Source organism: Lonepinella koalarum (genome assembly GCF_004565475.1).
GTDB lineage: Bacteria > Pseudomonadota > Gammaproteobacteria > Enterobacterales > Pasteurellaceae > Lonepinella > Lonepinella koalarum.
The window spans coordinates 1-16,947 of record NZ_SRHX01000006.1 but is presented as its reverse complement, the minus strand read 5'-3'; the positions used below and the strand labels follow the sequence as shown (position 1 = coordinate 16,947).

The 16,947-nt window shown below is 36.7% G+C and carries 13 protein-coding genes and 1 pseudogene; 8 read left to right on the top strand and 6 right to left on the bottom strand.

What is annotated here, in order from left to right:
• The first annotated feature begins 80 nt into the window (after positions 1 to 80).
• The 7 genes from pheS to pyrD all read left to right on the top strand — a co-directional run bounded on the left by pheS (position 81) and on the right by pyrD (position 8,607).
• Positions 81 to 1,070: a phenylalanine--tRNA ligase subunit alpha gene (gene pheS, locus E0709_RS08205; RefSeq protein ID WP_132302528.1), complete on the top strand. Its 990-nt coding sequence runs from the start codon at positions 81 to 83 to the stop codon at positions 1,068 to 1,070.
• Between the two features lie 15 nt (positions 1,071 to 1,085).
• The gene (locus E0709_RS08200; RefSeq protein WP_132302529.1) at positions 1,086 to 1,553 is read left to right on the top strand and encodes a hypothetical protein; all 468 of its coding nucleotides are present in this window, start codon (positions 1,086 to 1,088) and stop codon (positions 1,551 to 1,553) included.
• Positions 1,554 to 1,566: 13 nt separating this feature from the next.
• Positions 1,567 to 3,957: a phenylalanine--tRNA ligase subunit beta gene (gene pheT, locus E0709_RS08195; protein ID WP_132302530.1), complete on the top strand. Its 2,391-nt coding sequence runs from the start codon at positions 1,567 to 1,569 to the stop codon at positions 3,955 to 3,957.
• A gap of 2 nt (positions 3,958 to 3,959) precedes the next feature.
• Complete coding sequence (locus tag E0709_RS08190) at positions 3,960 to 4,256, top strand: integration host factor subunit alpha (RefSeq protein ID WP_132302531.1); 297 nt, start codon at positions 3,960 to 3,962, stop codon at positions 4,254 to 4,256.
• 69 nt (positions 4,257 to 4,325) lie between these two features.
• Positions 4,326 to 4,823, top strand: a complete 498-nt coding sequence (locus E0709_RS08185; RefSeq protein ID WP_132302532.1) for a C40 family peptidase — start codon at positions 4,326 to 4,328, stop codon at positions 4,821 to 4,823.
• Between the two features lie 83 nt (positions 4,824 to 4,906).
• A complete protein-coding gene (gene pepN, locus E0709_RS08180; RefSeq protein WP_132302533.1) occupies positions 4,907 to 7,525 on the top strand; it encodes an aminopeptidase N in 2,619 nt (872 codons plus the stop codon).
• Between the two features lie 59 nt (positions 7,526 to 7,584).
• Positions 7,585 to 8,607 carry a quinone-dependent dihydroorotate dehydrogenase gene (pyrD, locus tag E0709_RS08175; protein WP_132302534.1) on the top strand — a complete coding sequence of 341 codons (1,023 nt, stop codon included), beginning with the start codon at positions 7,585 to 7,587 and terminating at the stop codon, positions 8,605 to 8,607.
• 224 nt (positions 8,608 to 8,831) lie between these two features.
• Here pyrD and purR read toward each other — a convergent pair whose 3' ends face one another.
• The 5 genes from purR to argR form a co-directional block, all read right to left on the bottom strand.
• Entirely contained in the window at positions 8,832 to 9,839 is a 1,008-nt protein-coding gene (gene purR, locus E0709_RS08170) for an HTH-type transcriptional repressor PurR (RefSeq protein WP_132302535.1), read from the bottom strand.
• Between the two features lie 338 nt (positions 9,840 to 10,177).
• Positions 10,178 to 12,835 (bottom strand): PqiB family protein, encoded by a 2,658-nt coding sequence (locus E0709_RS08165; protein WP_132302536.1) that lies wholly within the window; start codon positions 12,833 to 12,835, stop codon positions 10,178 to 10,180.
• Positions 12,813 to 14,087 carry a paraquat-inducible protein A gene (locus E0709_RS08160; protein WP_132302537.1) on the bottom strand — a complete coding sequence of 425 codons (1,275 nt, stop codon included), beginning with the start codon at positions 14,085 to 14,087 and terminating at the stop codon, positions 12,813 to 12,815. The genes E0709_RS08165 and E0709_RS08160 overlap by 23 nt, the downstream gene beginning before the upstream one ends.
• Before the next feature lie 46 nt (positions 14,088 to 14,133).
• Complete coding sequence (locus tag E0709_RS08155; RefSeq protein ID WP_132302538.1) at positions 14,134 to 15,039, bottom strand: TIGR01777 family oxidoreductase; 906 nt, start codon at positions 15,037 to 15,039, stop codon at positions 14,134 to 14,136.
• Between the two features lie 2 nt (positions 15,040 to 15,041).
• Positions 15,042 to 15,509 carry a transcriptional regulator ArgR gene (gene argR, locus E0709_RS08150; protein ID WP_132302539.1) on the bottom strand — a complete coding sequence of 156 codons (468 nt, stop codon included), beginning with the start codon at positions 15,507 to 15,509 and terminating at the stop codon, positions 15,042 to 15,044.
• 244 nt (positions 15,510 to 15,753) lie between these two features.
• Here argR and mdh point away from each other — a divergent pair, with 244 nt between their 5' ends.
• Positions 15,754 to 16,686 carry a malate dehydrogenase gene (gene mdh / locus E0709_RS08145; protein ID WP_132302540.1) on the top strand — a complete coding sequence of 311 codons (933 nt, stop codon included), beginning with the start codon at positions 15,754 to 15,756 and terminating at the stop codon, positions 16,684 to 16,686.
• A 67-nt stretch (positions 16,687 to 16,753) separates the two neighbouring features.
• Here the strand turns inward: mdh and E0709_RS08140 are convergent.
• Positions 16,754 to 16,947 (bottom strand): annotated as a pseudogene (locus E0709_RS08140) (hypothetical protein); the annotation flags it as partial.

The following is a 16,947-nucleotide window of genomic DNA, read 5'->3' as shown; positions in this document are numbered from 1 at the left end:
AAATCACGTGATTTTTGAATAAGTTAATATTATCATTAAAGGAATTTTTAAAAAACACATTAAATTTAAGAAGGGTAGGTATGCAAAACCTTAAAGAGATTACGGAACAGGCGAGACAAGCCTTAGATGAATTACAGGATAAGGGCTTAGAAGCGTTAGAAAATTTCCGCGTAGAATATTTTGGTAAAAAAGGACATTTTACCCAGTTAATGCAAGGTTTGCGTAATGTAACCGCAGAAGAGCGTCCTGCTATTGGGGCAAAAATTAATGAAGCTAAACAGATTGTTTTAGATAGCTTAAATGCAAAAAAAGAACAGTTAGAGCAAGCGGTATTAAATGCCACATTAGAAAAAGAACGTGTTGATGTAAGTTTACCGGGGCGTAAAGTAGAAACTGGAGCTTTACATCCAGTAGCAATTACCATTGAACGAGTGGTGAAATTCTTCTCTGAATTAGGCTTTTCAGTGGAAAGTGGTCCAGAAGTAGAAAGTGATTATTATAACTTTGATGCCTTAAACATCCCTAAACATCACCCAGCTCGTGCGGATCATGATACGTTTTGGTTTAATCCAGAACTATTATTACGTACCCAAACATCAGGTGTACAAATTCGCACCATGGAAAAAATGCAACCACCAATTCGTATTATGGCGCCGGGACGTGTTTATCGTAATGACTACGATCAAACCCACACGCCGATGTTCCATCAAATTGAATTGCTTTATGTGGATAAAAAAGCCAATTTCACCGAATTAAAAGGCTTGTTACACGATTTTTTACGTGCATTCTTCGAAGAAGACTTGCCAGTACGTTTCCGTCCATCTTATTTTCCATTCACTGAACCCTCTATTGAAGTAGATATTATGCGTCAGAATGGCAAATGGTTAGAAGTATTGGGTTGTGGTATGGTGCATCCAAATGTTTTACGTAATGTGGGTATTGATCCCAATGAATACAGCGGTTTTGCGGTTGGTATGGGCGTTGAACGTTTAACTATGTTACGCTACAACGTGACAGATTTACGTGCATTCTTCGAAAATGATCTTCGTTTCCTGAAACAATTTAAGTAATATTAGGAAATAAATATGAAAAAATTAGTGGTTATGGCATTAACATTATTTTCGGCATCAGTATTGGCAGTAACAGAAAATGTAATCGAAACAACCACCACTCAACCCAAAGCGACAATATTTGTTTTGGATACATCAAGTCAGCCGGCTAAAGTGATGAAAGGTACGCACTTTTCTCGTTCAAAAGCGCGTAATTTATGTGTTGCAGTGTCAGATGTTCCCGTGCAGGATAAAAACCAATTTGTAGAATATTTTGTTTCACCGGCACCAATTAATATTATTGCAAAAGATTCAGATATTAAAGTGGATGATGATAAAAAAGGTTTTTTAGCGATTACACTAATTAATGAATCTGAGATTAAAAATAATGTAGTGACAAGATGCTGGCAGTTTGAGCAAAATGATCCTGTAGGTAAATATAAATTAGATGTACAGTTTAATGACATTGTCTTTAAAGGCTTATCATTTGAAGTATTAAAATAAGAGAGATGAATAGATGAAATTTAGTGAACAGTGGGTTCGAGAGTGGGTTAATCCTGCCATTACAACTGAACAATTATGCGATCAAATCACCATGTTAGGTTTAGAAGTAGATGGTGTAGAGCCAGTTGCTGGTGAATTTTCTGGTGTATTGGTAGGTGAAGTAGTGGAATGTGCTCAACATCCTGATGCAGATAAATTACGAGTAACTAAAGTCAATGTCGGTGGCGAGCATTTATTAGATATCGTCTGTGGTGCACCAAATTGTCGTCAGGGCTTGAAAGTGGCTTGTGCTACCGTGGGGGCTGTTTTACCCGGTAATTTTAAAATTAAAAAAGCAAAATTACGTGGTCAGCCGTCAGAAGGGATGTTATGTTCCTTTAGTGAGTTAGCGATTTCGGAAGATCATAGTGGTATTATTGAATTACCAGCAGATGCCTCGATTGGTATAGATTTGCGTGACTATTTACAATTAAATGATCAAGCGATTGAAATTAGTTTAACGCCAAATCGCGCAGACTGTTTAAGTATTGCTGGTATTGCTCGTGAATTAGGTGTGGTGAATAAACAAGCGGTAAATACACCGCAGTTTGATATTGTTCCATCAACGATTAGCGATAAAGTGGATATTAAGATTTCAGCACCAGATGCTTGTCCACGTTATTTGTTGCGTAAAGTGAAAAATGTTAACGTAAAAGCACCAACACCGATGTGGTTAAAAGAAAAGTTACGCCGTTGTGATATTCGTTCTATCGATCCTATTGTGGATATTACAAACTATATTTTACTTGAGCTTGGACAGCCTATGCACGCTTTTGATGCAGAAAAAGTGACACAACCTTTTGATGTGCGTATGGCAAAAGATGGCGAGCAATTAGTCCTATTAGATGGCACTACCGCGACGTTGCAAAGTAATACGTTAGTGATTGCAGATCAAACAGGTCCATTAGCCATGGCAGGGATTTTCGGCGGGCAAGCCAGTGGTGTGGATGCGGAAAATACCAAAGATGTGATTTTAGAATCTGCTTTTTTCAATCCATTAGCGATTACTGGTCGTGCTAGACAATATGGTTTGCATACTGATAGTTCACATCGTTTTGAACGAGGTGTGGATTTTGAATTACAACGTAAAGCAATGGAAAGAGCTACAGCGTTGTTATTAGCCATTTGTGGAGGTGAAGCGGGTGAAATTTGTGAAGTGGTCAGTGAACAGCATTTACCTAAAATCAAACAAATACAATTACGTCGTGAAAAATTAGATAGTTTATTAGGGCATTATATTGATGATGCTACCGTAACAGATATTTTCCAACGTTTAGGCTTTGATGTTGATTTTGTTGATAATGTTTGGACGGTTACTTCAACTAGCTGGCGTTTTGATATTGAAATTGAAGAAGATTTAGTGGAAGAAGTGGCTCGTATTTATGGTTATAATGAAATTCCAAATAATTCCCCGTTAGCTCATTTAAAAATGCGTGAGCATCGTGAAGCTGATATTGATGTTTCGCGTGTCAAAACAGCATTAGTGGGTAACGATTTCTATGAAGCCATTACCTATAGTTTTGTTGATCCGAAAATTCAGCAATTATTGCACCCTAATCAAGATGCTTTGATTTTACCAAATCCTATTTCTGTCGAAATGTCGGCTATGCGAGTATCTTTATTGACTGGATTGCTAGGGGCAGTATTGTATAATCAGAATCGTCAGCAAAATCGTATTCGTTTATTTGAAGTGGGCTTACGCTTTATTCCTGATCAAAATGCAGAATTTGGTGTTCGTCAAGAGCAAGTATTTAGTGCGGTAATGACCGGTTCACGTTTAAATGAACATTGGGCTGGAAAAACTGAACAAGCGGATTTCTTTGATCTAAAAGGGTATTTAGAAAATATTTTATCTTTGACGGCTTATGCAAATGATGTTAGATTTGTGTCAAAAGCTTTCCCAGCATTCCATCCGGGGCAATCGGCATCAATTGTATTAAATGGCGAAGAAATTGGTTTTATTGGACAAATTCATCCGACCATTGCTCAAAAAATTGGTTTAAATGGCAAAGTCTTTGCTTGTGAAATTTTAGTGGATAAAATTGCACAGCGTAAAGTGGCTGTGGCAAAAGAGATTTCAAAATTCCCAGCGAATCGTCGTGATTTGGCTTTGGTGGTTGAGAATACAGTGGCGGCAAGTGATGTATTGGATGTCTGTCGTACAGTGGCAGGCGAAAAATTAATTGGTGTGAATTTATTTGATGTTTATCAGGGTCAAGGCGTGCCAGACGGATATAAAAGTTTAGCGATTAGCTTAACTATTCAAGACACCGAAAAGACTTTGGAAGAAGAAGATATTAATGCGGTGATTTCAGTGGTATTAACCGAATTAAAACAGCGTTTTAATGCTTATTTGAGAGATTAATTATGACATTAACTAAAATTGAAATTGCAGAAAATCTCATTGATAAATGTGGATTGGCAAAACCAGAAGCAAAAGAACTTGTGGAAAGTTTTTTTGAACAAATTCGTCTTTTTTTAGAACAAGGAGAAGATGTAAAATTATCGGGTTTTGGTAATTTTGAATTACGTGATAAATCTACCAGACCGGGTCGTAACCCAAAAACGGGGGAAAGTGTACCCGTTTCTGCCCGTCGAGTAGTGGTTTTTCGCCCCGGACAAAAATTACGTGCCAGAGTAGAAAAAGCGAAACCCAAAGGTTAATTCTAATATGTAGAAGCTATTTATAAACCCTATAGATAGCTTTTGTGTAACTTTATTATAGGAAGATCGATGAATTTTTATCAGCGATTGAGTGCTTTGTTTTTATTAATATCATTATATTTAACTGGCTGTTCTTCCTCATCTAATAAAGGTGAATATGATGGTATTAATTATCAAGGTCAATTAAATGATCCCATTATGGTGATTGCTTTATTAAGTGAACAACAACGTGAATGGGCGGGAGTCCCTTATTTATTAGGGGGCAATACACGTTCAGGGGTAGATTGTTCAGGGTTTACGCGTACCACATTTAAAGACCGTTTTAATATTCAACTTCCCAGAACAACCACAGAGCAATCTCGTTATGGTAAAAGAGTGCCACGTTCACAAATTCAAACAGGGGACTTGGTCTTTTTTAAGACTGGACGTGGACCAAACAGTTATCACGTCGGTATCTATGTCAAAGAGGATAAGTTTTTACATGCATCAACAAAGGGGGGAGTCATTTATTCTTCATTAAATAGCCCTTATTGGAATAAAGTATTTTGGCAAGTTCGCCGAATTTAACCCTAGAATATAGTAAATTACTTGTTTGTTAAGCACTTTACTATTAATTATTATATTTATATTTGCCTTATTTGGACATTTTTATGCAACAAGCTAAATACAGAAAAAATTATCGTACGCCAGACTTTACTATTACACATCTCTCTCTTGATTTTCAATTAGATCCAAAGCATACCGTAGTGAAAGCGGTCAGCCGAGTAGAACGCTTAAATCCAGAAGCGACAAGTTTACGTTTAGACGGTCATGGCTTTCAATTTGCATCAATAAAATTAAATGGTGCAGAATTTACTGCTTATCAGCAAGATAAAGAAAGTTTAACCTTAGATTTAACCGAACTCTGTGGGGAAAGTGCGGTTCAATTTGAATTAGAAATTATTACTTATTTGGTGCCAGCAGAAAATACGTCACTACAAGGGTTATATCAATCTGGTGAGGGAATTTGTACACAGTGTGAAGCCGAAGGTTTCCGCCAAATTACCTATATGCTTGATCGTCCAGATGTGTTAGCTCGTTACGATGTCACAATTACCGCAGATAAAAGTAAATATCCGTATTTATTATCTAATGGTAATCGTATTGCTCAAGGGGATTTAGCAGATGGTCGTCATTGGGTGCAATGGCAAGATCCTTTCCCAAAACCATGTTATTTATTTGCCTTAGTGGCCGGGGATTTTGATTTATTACAAGATAATTTTGTGACCAAAAGTGGTCGTAATGTGCTGTTAGAATTATATGTGGATCGGGGCAATTTAAATCGAGCGGATTGGGCGATGCGAAGCCTGAAAAAATCCATGAAATGGGATGAAGATCGTTTTGGCTTAGAATATGATTTAGATATTTATATGATTGTTGCGGTGGACTTCTTTAATATGGGTGCCATGGAAAATAAAGGGTTGAATGTATTTAACTCAAAATTTGTATTAGCCAATCCACAAACCGCCACAGATAATGATTATTTAGATGTAGAACGTGTAATCGCCCACGAATATTTCCACAACTGGACTGGTAATCGTGTGACTTGTCGAGATTGGTTCCAGTTGAGTTTAAAAGAGGGCTTAACGGTTTTCCGTGATCAAGAATTTTCGTCTGATACGGGTTCGCGCGCAGTGAATCGAATTAATAATGTACAATTCTTGCGTACTATGCAATTTGCCGAAGATGCAAGTCCGATGTCGCATCCGATTCGTCCTGAAAAAGTATTAGAAATGAATAATTTCTATACCGTAACTGTGTATGAGAAAGGGGCAGAAGTTATTCGTATGATGCATACTTTGCTTGGTGAAAAACGTTTCCAAAAAGGTATGCAACTTTATATTGCAGAAAATGATGGTAAAGCCGCCACTTGTGAAGATTTTGTTTCTGCCATGGAACGTGCATCAGGTGTAGATTTAACCCAATTTCGCCGTTGGTACAGTCAATCAGGTACACCAGAATTGACAGTGACTGATAGCTATGATGAGAAAAAACATAGCTACAAATTAATCGTGTCACAAATGACACCACCAACTGCGGATCAAATGAGCAAAGTGAATTTGCATATTCCATTAAAAATAGCCTTGTATAATCCAAAAGGTATGCCATTTACTTTGCTTAAAAATGGTGAATTAGTAGATGATGTGCTAAATATTACCGAGAGCGAGCAGATTTTTGAATTCCATGATATTACCAGTCGTCCCGTACCAGCATTATTATGTGATTTTTCTGCACCAGTGAAATTAGATTATGATTATAGTCCTGAACAATTAATTACGTTATTGAAATTTGCTCAAAATGAATTTGTACGTTGGGATGCGGTACAAATGTTGTTTAGCTATGAATTGCGTCGTTTATTAGAACAGTATAAAAATGCTCAACAACTAGAATTTTCTCCACAAATTTTAACCGCACTTTCTCAAGTATTGGCAAATTACCAAAGTAATATTGAATTAACCACATTAATTTTAACTTTGCCAAAAGAAGCTGAATTCGCTGAACAATTTAAAGTAATTGATCCTGAAAATATTGCCATCGTGCGTGATATTATGCAACGTACTTTGGCAGAGAATTTAAAAACACAATGGCTTGAAACCTATAATCAAATTCGTTTAGAAGATTATCAAATTAATACCCAAGATATTGCAAAACGTGGTTTACGTAATCTCTGTTTGCATTATTTAGCCTTTACAGAGTTAGGTAATGCGTTGGTCAATAAACATTATTTGCATGCCAACAATATGACAGATAGTCTTGCTGCGTTAAGCGCGGCTTGTAAAGCACAATTGGCTTGCCGTGATAATTTAATGGCAGATTTTGAACGAAAATGGCACCAAGATGGGTTAGTGATGGATAAATGGTTTAATTTACAAGCAACACGACCAGATGACAATGTGCTGTTAAATGTCCAGCAATTAATGGATCATCCAAGTTTTAACTTTAATAATCCAAATCGTTTACGTGCCTTGGTGGGAAGTTTTATTAATCAAAATCCACGAGCTTTCCATGCTGTAGATGGTTCAGGCTATCGTTTTTTAACGGAAATTTTGATTAATTTAAATAAAACAAATCCGCAAGTAGCGGCTCGTCTAATTGAGCCATTAATTCGTTTTAGACGTTATGATAGCCAACGTCAACAATTAATGAAACGCGCATTACAACGCTTATTTGAAGTAGAAAATCTTTCTCGAGACTTATACGAAAAAATTGAGAAGGCGTTGAATAGTTAATTATTGTTGTTATTCATAGGGCGTTGATAGACGCCCTATTTTAAATGAGAGATCATCCTATGTTTTATCCTTTAATTCGTAAAGCACTATTTACTTTACCACCGGAAACCGCCCATAATTTCACCATTTCAATCTTGCGTTTAGCTCATCATCCGTTACTTAATTATGTCATTAAAGCTTTATTAGCTTGTCCGCAAGGAACAGAAAAAACAGTGATGGGGATTCGCTTTAAAAACGCAATAGGTTTAGCGGCTGGAGTGGATAAAGATGGTGAAGCCATTGCTGGTTTTGCAGCTTTGGGATTTGGTTTTATTGAAGTCGGAACTGTCACACCGTTGGCACAAGACGGTAATGCAAAACCTCGTCAATTTCGTTTAGTTGAAGCAGAAGGGATTATTAATCGTAATGGTTTTAATAATAAAGGTATTGATCATTTAATTGAAAATGTGAAAAAAGCACGTTTTAATGGTGTCTTAGGGATTAATATTGGTAAAAATAAAATTACCCCGCTTGAAAAAGGCAAAGATGATTATATTTTCTGTTTAAATAAAGCTTACAATTATGCGGATTATATTACCGTAAATATTTCATCACCAAATACACCGGACTTACGTCAATTACAATACGGTGATGCCTTAGATGATTTATTACAGAGTATAAAAGCCAGACAACTTGTATTATCACAGCAATATAATAAATATGTGCCGATAGTGGTCAAAATTGCCCCTGATTTAAGCGAGCAGGAGCTAGTTCAAATGGCAGATACTTTACGCCGTCACAAAATGGATGGTGTTATTGCTACCAACACAACGATTACACGGGATAATATCAAGGGATTAAAGTATTCACAAGAAATGGGGGGATTAAGCGGCAAACCGTTGCAACATAAAAGTACTGACATTATTCGCCGTTTACATCAAGAATTGCAAGGTGAACTACCGATTATTGGAAGTGGCGGCATTAACTCGGTGCAGAATGCTCAAGAGAAAATGGCGGCGGGGGCAAGTTTATTACAATTGTATTCTGGGTTGGTTTATCATGGTCCGAAATTGGTGAAAGATTTGGTTAACGCAATAAGATAGGTGTCATGAGAAAGTGCAATGAAAACTTGATCTTCACCTTACTAGGTTAGATTAATGCCCAACTTAGTAAGGTGCGGATTTTTATGACTAAATACAACTAAATCTTAAATGATAACCTGCTGATTTTTTATTTTGTAAATGACGAAAGCTTATTCAAAGCATTCAAGCATTTTAATCTACCAAGCAAAACTGTTTGGAGCAAATCAAAATGTCGCAGTTTTTAGTTAACTTTTTATATTTCTCACTGATTTCCGTACAATTAATTCTGGATAGAGTTCAATGGTTTCTTTTTCATTATTTTTATGATGAATACGGTCAAGCAGTAATTTCAAAGCACGCTCTCCTAGTCTTGCTTTAGACTGATGAATAGTGGTGAGAGGTGGTGCGTAAAAACGAGATGAATGAATATTATCATAGCCGATAATCGAAATATCATCAGGTACTCGCAAACCTTTTTCGGTAATGGCTGAAATTGCGCCTAATGCCATGACATCATTACAACAGAAAACAGCAGTCGGTAATTCTGCTTGTGCAAGAATTTTATTCATACATTCATAACCGTCTTCGGGTTCAAAAAAACCTTCTTGAATCCAGTTAGGGTTTAGCGTTAATCCAGCATCAAATATCGCTTTCTCAAAACCTTGGAAACGAGTTTGTGCTGTGGTTTTGCTGAGTTCACCAGCAATAATTCCGATTTTTTGATGACCATTTTCGATCAAATGTTGAGCCGCTAAATAGCCCCCATTAAAACTGTTATCTAAAATTATATCGTTATTACTATGCTGAATTCCCCATTCCATAACCACCATCGGTAATTCTCTGAAATTATTAAATAAATCAAGGCTTTCTTGGAGATATTCGGCACACATAATAAGTATGCCATCAACGCGTTTTTTTGCCAGCATTTCTAAATGATTTTTAATTTTTTCTGCATCATTTTGGGTATTACATAAAAATAAAGAGTAGCCTTGACGATAACAATGACTTTCTACTGCTTGGATAATTTCTGCAAAATAGGGGGATTCACTGGTGGTAACAATCATACCGATAGATTTGGTGGTATTAATTTTAAGACTACGTGCTACGGCACTGGGTGAATAGCAAAGTTGTTGAATTGCATCCATGACAGCTTGTTTAGTCTCTTGTGCAACGTGTCTTGTATTATTGATGACATGAGAAACGGTTGTTGTAGATACTCCCGCCATTTTTGCCACATCTTTAATTGTTGCCATATTTATCTCCCTGAAAATTTCGCTTATTATAAAGTGAAAAACATAAAAAAAGTATGAAAAAATAAATTAAACTGATAGAATACATAGTAAATTTAGATGATTTTATCAGCCCTTTCAAATAAATAGGAGAAAAATATGAGTGATTTCGGTTATGCAATGGTGATGGTTGTACTTTCATTAAGTATTGTTGTTGGATTGTCAGTTGCAATTTTCTAAGATCTAAGAAAATATAATAAAAGATACCGTACTTTTTTAGTTTAATAGCTAAAAAAGTGCAGTATTATTGTCTATTAAGCCTTTTGGGAGGCAGAGCCATAAAATAGCGTCCTTATCCCATCTTATTCTGCCATTACCCCCGAATCCCAGCGTTTGGAATCATCCGGTCGACGAATTTGTAACAAGAAACGTTGGTTAGTTTTAGCTTGTGGTTGAACGACTGTACTGGATGGTGTTGAGAATGAAATTCCCCCCTTTAAGAGTTGTTGTACAGAACCTGTATTTACTTCAATACCTGACCAGCCCACACCAGCGGTATAGCCTGATGATAACCAGAACTGTGTATTAGTGCGTACAAGATGAGCGTATTTATTATCAATGATAACGTAAATTAATACACGATCGCCCATATTATTTAGTTCTAGATTACGAATTTTTCCCACATCTACACCACGATACATCACCGGTGATCCTGATGAGATATTTGATGCATCGGAAGTTTCTAAAATAATCGGAAAGCCATTAGAAAACTTATTATTTTGCCGTGTACTTTTATCATATAACATAAATTGTTTTTTGCTTTTACCTGCACCCACTTCAATATCAATATAGGGTTGTAACAGACTATCAATATTTTCAATCCCACCGGCTGAAATTTCGGGTGAAATAACCTTAAAGAGACTGCCCTCTTTTGCTACGATATTCATATAATTTGGATTTATTAAAGCTTTGGCAATGATTTTATTATTGCTTTTATCTAAGCTGATACTGTCGATTTCTCCCACGGTTAATCCCATGTAACGCAAACTCATACCTTTGCTTAAATTAGTGGCATCCGTCGCAGTTAGGGTAATAACTTGACCAGCAGATTTAGCGGTTAATTCATTGGCGTAAAGGGTGGTATTTTTGCCACTGCCTGAATTATCAAAGCTGATCGCCCCTTTCAACGAACGTCCAATCGGTGTGGCTTGAATGCTAATACCTTTTGGTGTGATGTCAATTTGAGCCGCACTTTCTACCCAAAATAGGCTATTGTTAGTTAATAAATGCATAAATTTAGGATAAATAGCAACATCTACATCAAAATGATCTTTCAATGGTCGAACATCTAAAATTTTACCCACTTCATATTGTCGATAAAGTACCAAAGAACCTTTGCTAATATTGGGTAATTGCGTCGTTTTTAAGGTTAAAGACGGTTTTAACTCATTTGCTGTTATACCTACTTCAGCACTTTCTTGATCTTTATAAATCGGATACTGTGTTTTAGCATGCCCCTGTTTATTATGATTAATAATTTTTACCCCACCTTGTAACCAGTTACCAGCGGCTGGTGTTTGCATACGTAAGCCATCTGTACCAAGAGAAATAGCAAAATTACTAGCCGCAATAAATTGCGTATCCGCATGAATGAGGTGTCGATAGGAGGGTAAAATAACCGCTTTAAATTCTACTCCATTGGTATCAACTTGTTGTTCCACTAATTGACCAATACTAATATTATTGTAATAAATTTCTTGCCCTTGGCTAATACCATAAGTTTCTGGTGCAGTTAAGGTGATCTGCAGGGCATTGGGCTGACTGAGTAATAATTCCTTTTCATTTAGTACGTTAAATTCAATACTTGGCTCACCATCACCCGCAATAATTTCTAAGTATTGACCACGTAAAAGTTCAGGGAGTTTATCTAAATTGATTAAATCAACTTTAGGGGAACGAATAACTATTTTACTATGTTGACGTAAAATATCTTTAACGCTTGGGTTTAATAATAATTTACCGGTACGATTATCACTGTCAATACTGGCATCTGACATTTGGGTTAACATACCCACTTGCATACCTTGATAAAATACTTCGGTTTTACCCACTTTGAAAGTGTTTTCTGATGGCAACGTCACATTGATTTCAATACCACGTTGAGCAGATGATAAATCAGGATATAGTGTATATTGTTGTTCACTTTCTGCCGAGTCACTTTTTTCAGGTGAGTCAAAGGTGATCGCACCACGTACTACGGCTTGTAGGCTATCAATGTTGAGACTAATCCCAGATAAATCCATATTGGCACGAATGCCGCTAATATTCCAGAAACGGCTATCTTTTTTGATTAAATGAGCATATTGTTTTTCAATGGCAACATTAATTTCCACTTGTTTCTGATCCTTGGTAAAGCGGTAATCTAATACTTTTCCCACTGGCATTTTTTTATAGAAAATAGATGCCCCTTGTGAAATGGAACCTAAATCATCAGATAATAAATGGATTAATAAATCACCTTCTGCCAGTTGTACGATTTGGCTACCATTTTCCGCGGTAAAATCATATTTGTAATCCCCATCTCCCGGCTGTAATGTAATATAATTGCCTGAAATTAACGTATCTAAGCCAGAAATTCCCGCTAAAGAAGCGTTCGGTTGAACAAGCCAAAATTTAGTATTTGCTCGTAACACGGTTTTAGCTTCAGGGTAAATACTGGCTTCGACTTTGACAAGTTTTAAATCGTCGGTAAAATTTACTTTTTTTACTAGACCAATTTGCAAGCCCTGATAGCGAATTTGGGTTTTATTTGCCACTAAGCCATCACCGCTCGTAAAAGTGATCCGTACAGTTTCACCTTGTTCTTTGATAATTTGAAAAAACAGCGAAGCACCAATAATTAGGGCAATAATTGGCAATAACCAGAACGGTGAAATATTGCGACTTTTGCGAATTTTCGCAGGAATAATATTTGGCTGTTCCGTACTAACAGCAAGATCAGTTTGATTTTCTTTCGTCATAGATTTTCCAAAGTAAACGACTATCAAAAGTAGTGGTAGCTATCATGGTTAAAAACACGGATAGACCAAAATAAATGGCGGCAGGACCCACCGAAAAATTAATAATTTGCCCTCGCGTTACCAAAGACATCATTAAGGCTAAGACAAATAAATCCAGCATTGACCAACGACCAACAAAATGCACAATATGAAATAATCGCATTTGCCATTTTACGGAATGTTGCCACCTAAAATGTATGCTAAATAATAAATATAACATGATCACAATTTTACTAAAGGGGACAAAAATACTGGCAAAAAAAACCACAAAAGCAACAAAATAACTTCCCATTTCCACAAAAGATATGACCCCAGATATTAAGGTATCACCCGTCGGTACATTCGTCATTGAAACATAGGAAATCGGAAATATATTGGCAGGAAAAATCATGACAATCCCAGCGATTAATGCCGCCCAAGTTTGTTGTAAGCTTGTCTCTGCGGTTTTATTGGGTTCATTATGGCAACGCGGGCAACGATCTATACCTTTATGATCCTTAACGGGATGCTCAAAAGTATACTCGCAACTATGACAAAAGTGCGGTGGATTTTCGGCAGATATTTCAGATAATTTAGTATATTGTGGATAAAAATCATTCCACAATTCTTTGGGATTGATTTTGGCGAATAATAGGGTATTCAGCAAGGCAGTAGTTAAAAAAGCAATCAGATAAATATCAAAAGACAAGGTGGCATAATCACGCACTTTAAAGGCGGTTACCCCCAAAGCTACTAAATAAACATCGAACATTACCCAAGGCTTAATATAATCTATAGCAATTAATAAATTACGGGGTATTTGTCGAGTGAGTTTAGCCAGCTGTAATAAAATGATCAGCAAGGCAAAGGATATTGGCATAAAGACGGCACAGAGAAAAATTAAAAATGCGGTATAAGGATAACCTTCCGTTGCCATTTTCCATATTCCTCCCCAAATTGAAGCATCCACTTGTGAGCCGAGTAAATCTACGCTCAATAATGGATATTTTAATGCAAACGGCATTAAAATCAGGATAGAAAGAGCAATAATAGCACAACGTTTTAACGACCAGCGATCTTCGGATTGTAAATCATAATGACAGCGTGGACATTCAGCATGTTCACCTTTTGCCAAATTAGAGACCGCTACTAATGCATTACATTCGCCACAACGAGCAATGTGATTGATTTGAAGATCTGAATCATCAGTAACGGGGAACGAATTTGTTTGCATAGCTATCTCATCTTAATTAAGCGAGGCTATTTTATACATTAATTGTCTATTTGCCAAATGTTGAATGTAAATAGTCGTCAAGCTGAGAATATTGAAATTGAAAACCTTGTGCTAATAATTTTTGCGGACAAAGATTTTGGCTATCTAAAATTAAACTCGCTCGTTCACCTAAGATCAGTTTGAGTACAAAAGCAGGTACAGTGAAAAAAGCAGTACGCTGTAATTGCTTAGCTAATAAGCGGTTAAAATCGGTATTGCGGATGGGATGTGGAGAACACAGATTAAATGCCCCTTGACATTGAGTATGATGCAGAAGAAAGTTAAGCGCATTGACCATATCTTCAAGTGCTATCCAAGGCATAAATTGTAAGCCATTGCCTAATTTTCCCCCTAGACCATAACGATATAAAGGTAACATTTTGGCTAATGCACCACCTTTCGGAGAAAATACCATACCGGTTCTTGACAAGCAAACTCGGCAATGTGCTTGCAAGGCGGTTTTTTCCCATTGTTGGCACAAACGAGCCGCAAAGTTTGTTGCTGCTGGATGTTCTTCCGTGACAATTTGTTCACCAGTATTGCCATAATAACCATAGGCAGATCCTGAAAGAAAACAGGTTGGAGGTGTTTGGCTAGCATTAATAAGTGCGGTTAATTTTTCGGTTAAATTAATTCGGCTTTGCCATAGGCGATCTTTTTGTTGTGCTGTCCAGCGACGATCAAAAATCGGTTCACCAGCTAAATTGACCACTGCATCAAATGAATTAAAATTGGCAAACTCCTGTAAAGAATTCACCGCGGTTAGGCAATTAAATTTAGGGTGGGAGTGGAAGTGAGACAGTGCTTTTTCAGGGGAACGTGTCAATAACGTGACTTGATATTTTTGACCAAGCCAGCGATTGACTAATTTTTGTCCGATTAATCCGGTGCCACCGGTAATAAAAATATGCATCTTTACAATGAACTCTCAAAAAGTTGTTGAATATTAATAATCAGCTGTTTTATTGGTGTATTCAGTGTTGGGGTCACAAAAATAGTATCGTCCCCCGCAATGGTACCTAAAATACCATCGGTTTTTCCCACAGAGTCTAATAAACGAGCAATTAATTGTGCAGCCCCCGGACTAGTTTTGATCACAACCAACAAGGCATTATGATCAATATCTAACACCAGATTTTTCAATGGACTACTGGTATTTGGCACACTTAATTCATTGGGCAAACAATATACCATTTCCATTCTGGTATTGCGAGTTCGTACCGCACCAAATTTACTTAGCATACGAGAAACCTTAGATTGATTAATGCTACTAAATCCAAGATCTTGTAGCGCATTTACAATTTCAACCTGTGAACTAAATTTTTCTTGCGCTAATAAATCCTTAAATGCTGTCATTAAGCTGTCATTTTTTGTTTCAATCATCACGTTTTGCTTATTTAGAATGTGTTGCATAAATTTTGCATAAAAATGCAGAATTAATCAATAAAAATTTATTCATATGCACATAATTGACGAAAAATTTGAGCTAGATCGCAAATTTGCATTTTGTTATTTGAATTATATGGTTGTTATGTTTAAACTATAATAGATAGCTAGGTTTTGTAGCCATTTTGGTAATTACTGAATTGTTACAATACCTAATTTTTTAATATTTAAGGAGAAAACTATGAAAATTGCCGTTTTAGGTGCAGCAGGTGGTATTGGTCAACCATTATCACTTTTATTAAAATTACAACTTCCAGCAGGATCAGAGTTAGCATTATATGATGTAGCTCCAATGACGCCGGGAGTGGCAAAAGATTTAAGTCATATCTCTACCGCCGTTAAAGTGGAGGGTTATGCTGGTGATGATATCGGTGCTGCATTGACCGGTGCTGATGTAGTAGTTATTTCTGCTGGCGTAGCAAGAAAGCCGGGTATGGATCGTTCTGACTTATTCAATATTAATGCTGGTATCATCCGAGATTTAGTGCAAAATGTGACTGAATTTGCACCAAAAGCCTGTATCGGTATTATTACTAACCCAGTAAATACCACTGTTGCTATTGCTGCTGAAGTATTGAAAAAAGCAGGCATTTACGATAAACGTAGATTATTTGGTATCACCACGTTAGATGTATTACGTGCGGAAACCTTTGTTGCGGAACAAAAAGGTTTAGAAGTAGAGCGTAACAGTATTCCAGTGATCGGCGGTCACTCAGGTACCACGATTTTACCTATTTTCTCACAAGTACAATATGCGACTTGGGACAAAGAAGAGATTGTTGAATTAACTAAACGTGTGCAAAATGCAGGGACTGACGTCGTGAATGCGAAAGCGGGTTCGGGTTCTGCTACACTTTCTATGGCAATGGCAGCAGCACGCTTTACTCAAGCGCTCGTGCGTGGCTTACAAGGTGAAACCGCGGTAGAATGTGCTTATGTGGAAGGCAACGGTGAATACGCTCGCTTCTTCTCACAACCTGTACGTTTCGGTCGTGAAGGGGTTGATGCGTTATTACCAATCGGTGAATTAAGCCAATTTGAACAAGAGCAACTTCAAGCCATGTTACCACAATTGAAAGCGGATATTGAGTTAGGTGAAAAATTTGTCGCTTAATTTTTGGCATAATGGACAAAATGGTTGCTAATTTCTGATCAATTATGCCTATTGGACAAAATGGTTGCTATTTAGTATTTTCTTTCACTGAATAGCAACTTTTCTTATTCAAAAAATCCTGTATAAACAAGATTTTATTCTTTGTTTTTAGACCGCTGTGTACTGCTAATTTCTTCTTTAATTCTTTAAATAGTCCTTCAAGCCGATTTGTTGTTTTTTCGATCTTTAATTCGGGATATTTTTCAAAAGTAAATAAGACAT

Bases quoted from the DNA above. Each gene is read 5' to 3' on its own strand.
- E0709_RS08185 (WP_132302532.1), top strand. From the start codon at position 4,326: ATGAATTTTTATCAGCGATTGAGTGCTTTGTTTTTATTAATATCATTA.
- pepN (WP_132302533.1), top strand. From the start codon at position 4,907: ATGCAACAAGCTAAATACAGAAAAAATTATCGTACGCCAGACTTTACT.
- mdh (WP_132302540.1), top strand. From the start codon at position 15,754: ATGAAAATTGCCGTTTTAGGTGCAGCAGGTGGTATTGGTCAACCATTA.
- argR (WP_132302539.1), bottom strand. From the start codon at position 15,509: ATGATTGAAACAAAAAATGACAGCTTAATGACAGCATTTAAGGATTTA.
- purR (WP_132302535.1), bottom strand. From the start codon at position 9,839: ATGGCAACAATTAAAGATGTGGCAAAAATGGCGGGAGTATCTACAACA.
- pheT (WP_132302530.1), top strand. From the start codon at position 1,567: ATGAAATTTAGTGAACAGTGGGTTCGAGAGTGGGTTAATCCTGCCATT.
- E0709_RS08165 (WP_132302536.1), bottom strand. From the start codon at position 12,835: ATGACGAAAGAAAATCAAACTGATCTTGCTGTTAGTACGGAACAGCCA.
- E0709_RS08160 (WP_132302537.1), bottom strand. From the start codon at position 14,087: ATGCAAACAAATTCGTTCCCCGTTACTGATGATTCAGATCTTCAAATC.
- E0709_RS08190 (WP_132302531.1), top strand. From the start codon at position 3,960: ATGACATTAACTAAAATTGAAATTGCAGAAAATCTCATTGATAAATGT.
- E0709_RS08155 (WP_132302538.1), bottom strand. From the start codon at position 15,039: ATGCATATTTTTATTACCGGTGGCACCGGATTAATCGGACAAAAATTA.
- pyrD (WP_132302534.1), top strand. From the start codon at position 7,585: ATGTTTTATCCTTTAATTCGTAAAGCACTATTTACTTTACCACCGGAA.
- pheS (WP_132302528.1), top strand. From the start codon at position 81: ATGCAAAACCTTAAAGAGATTACGGAACAGGCGAGACAAGCCTTAGAT.
- E0709_RS08200 (WP_132302529.1), top strand. From the start codon at position 1,086: ATGAAAAAATTAGTGGTTATGGCATTAACATTATTTTCGGCATCAGTA.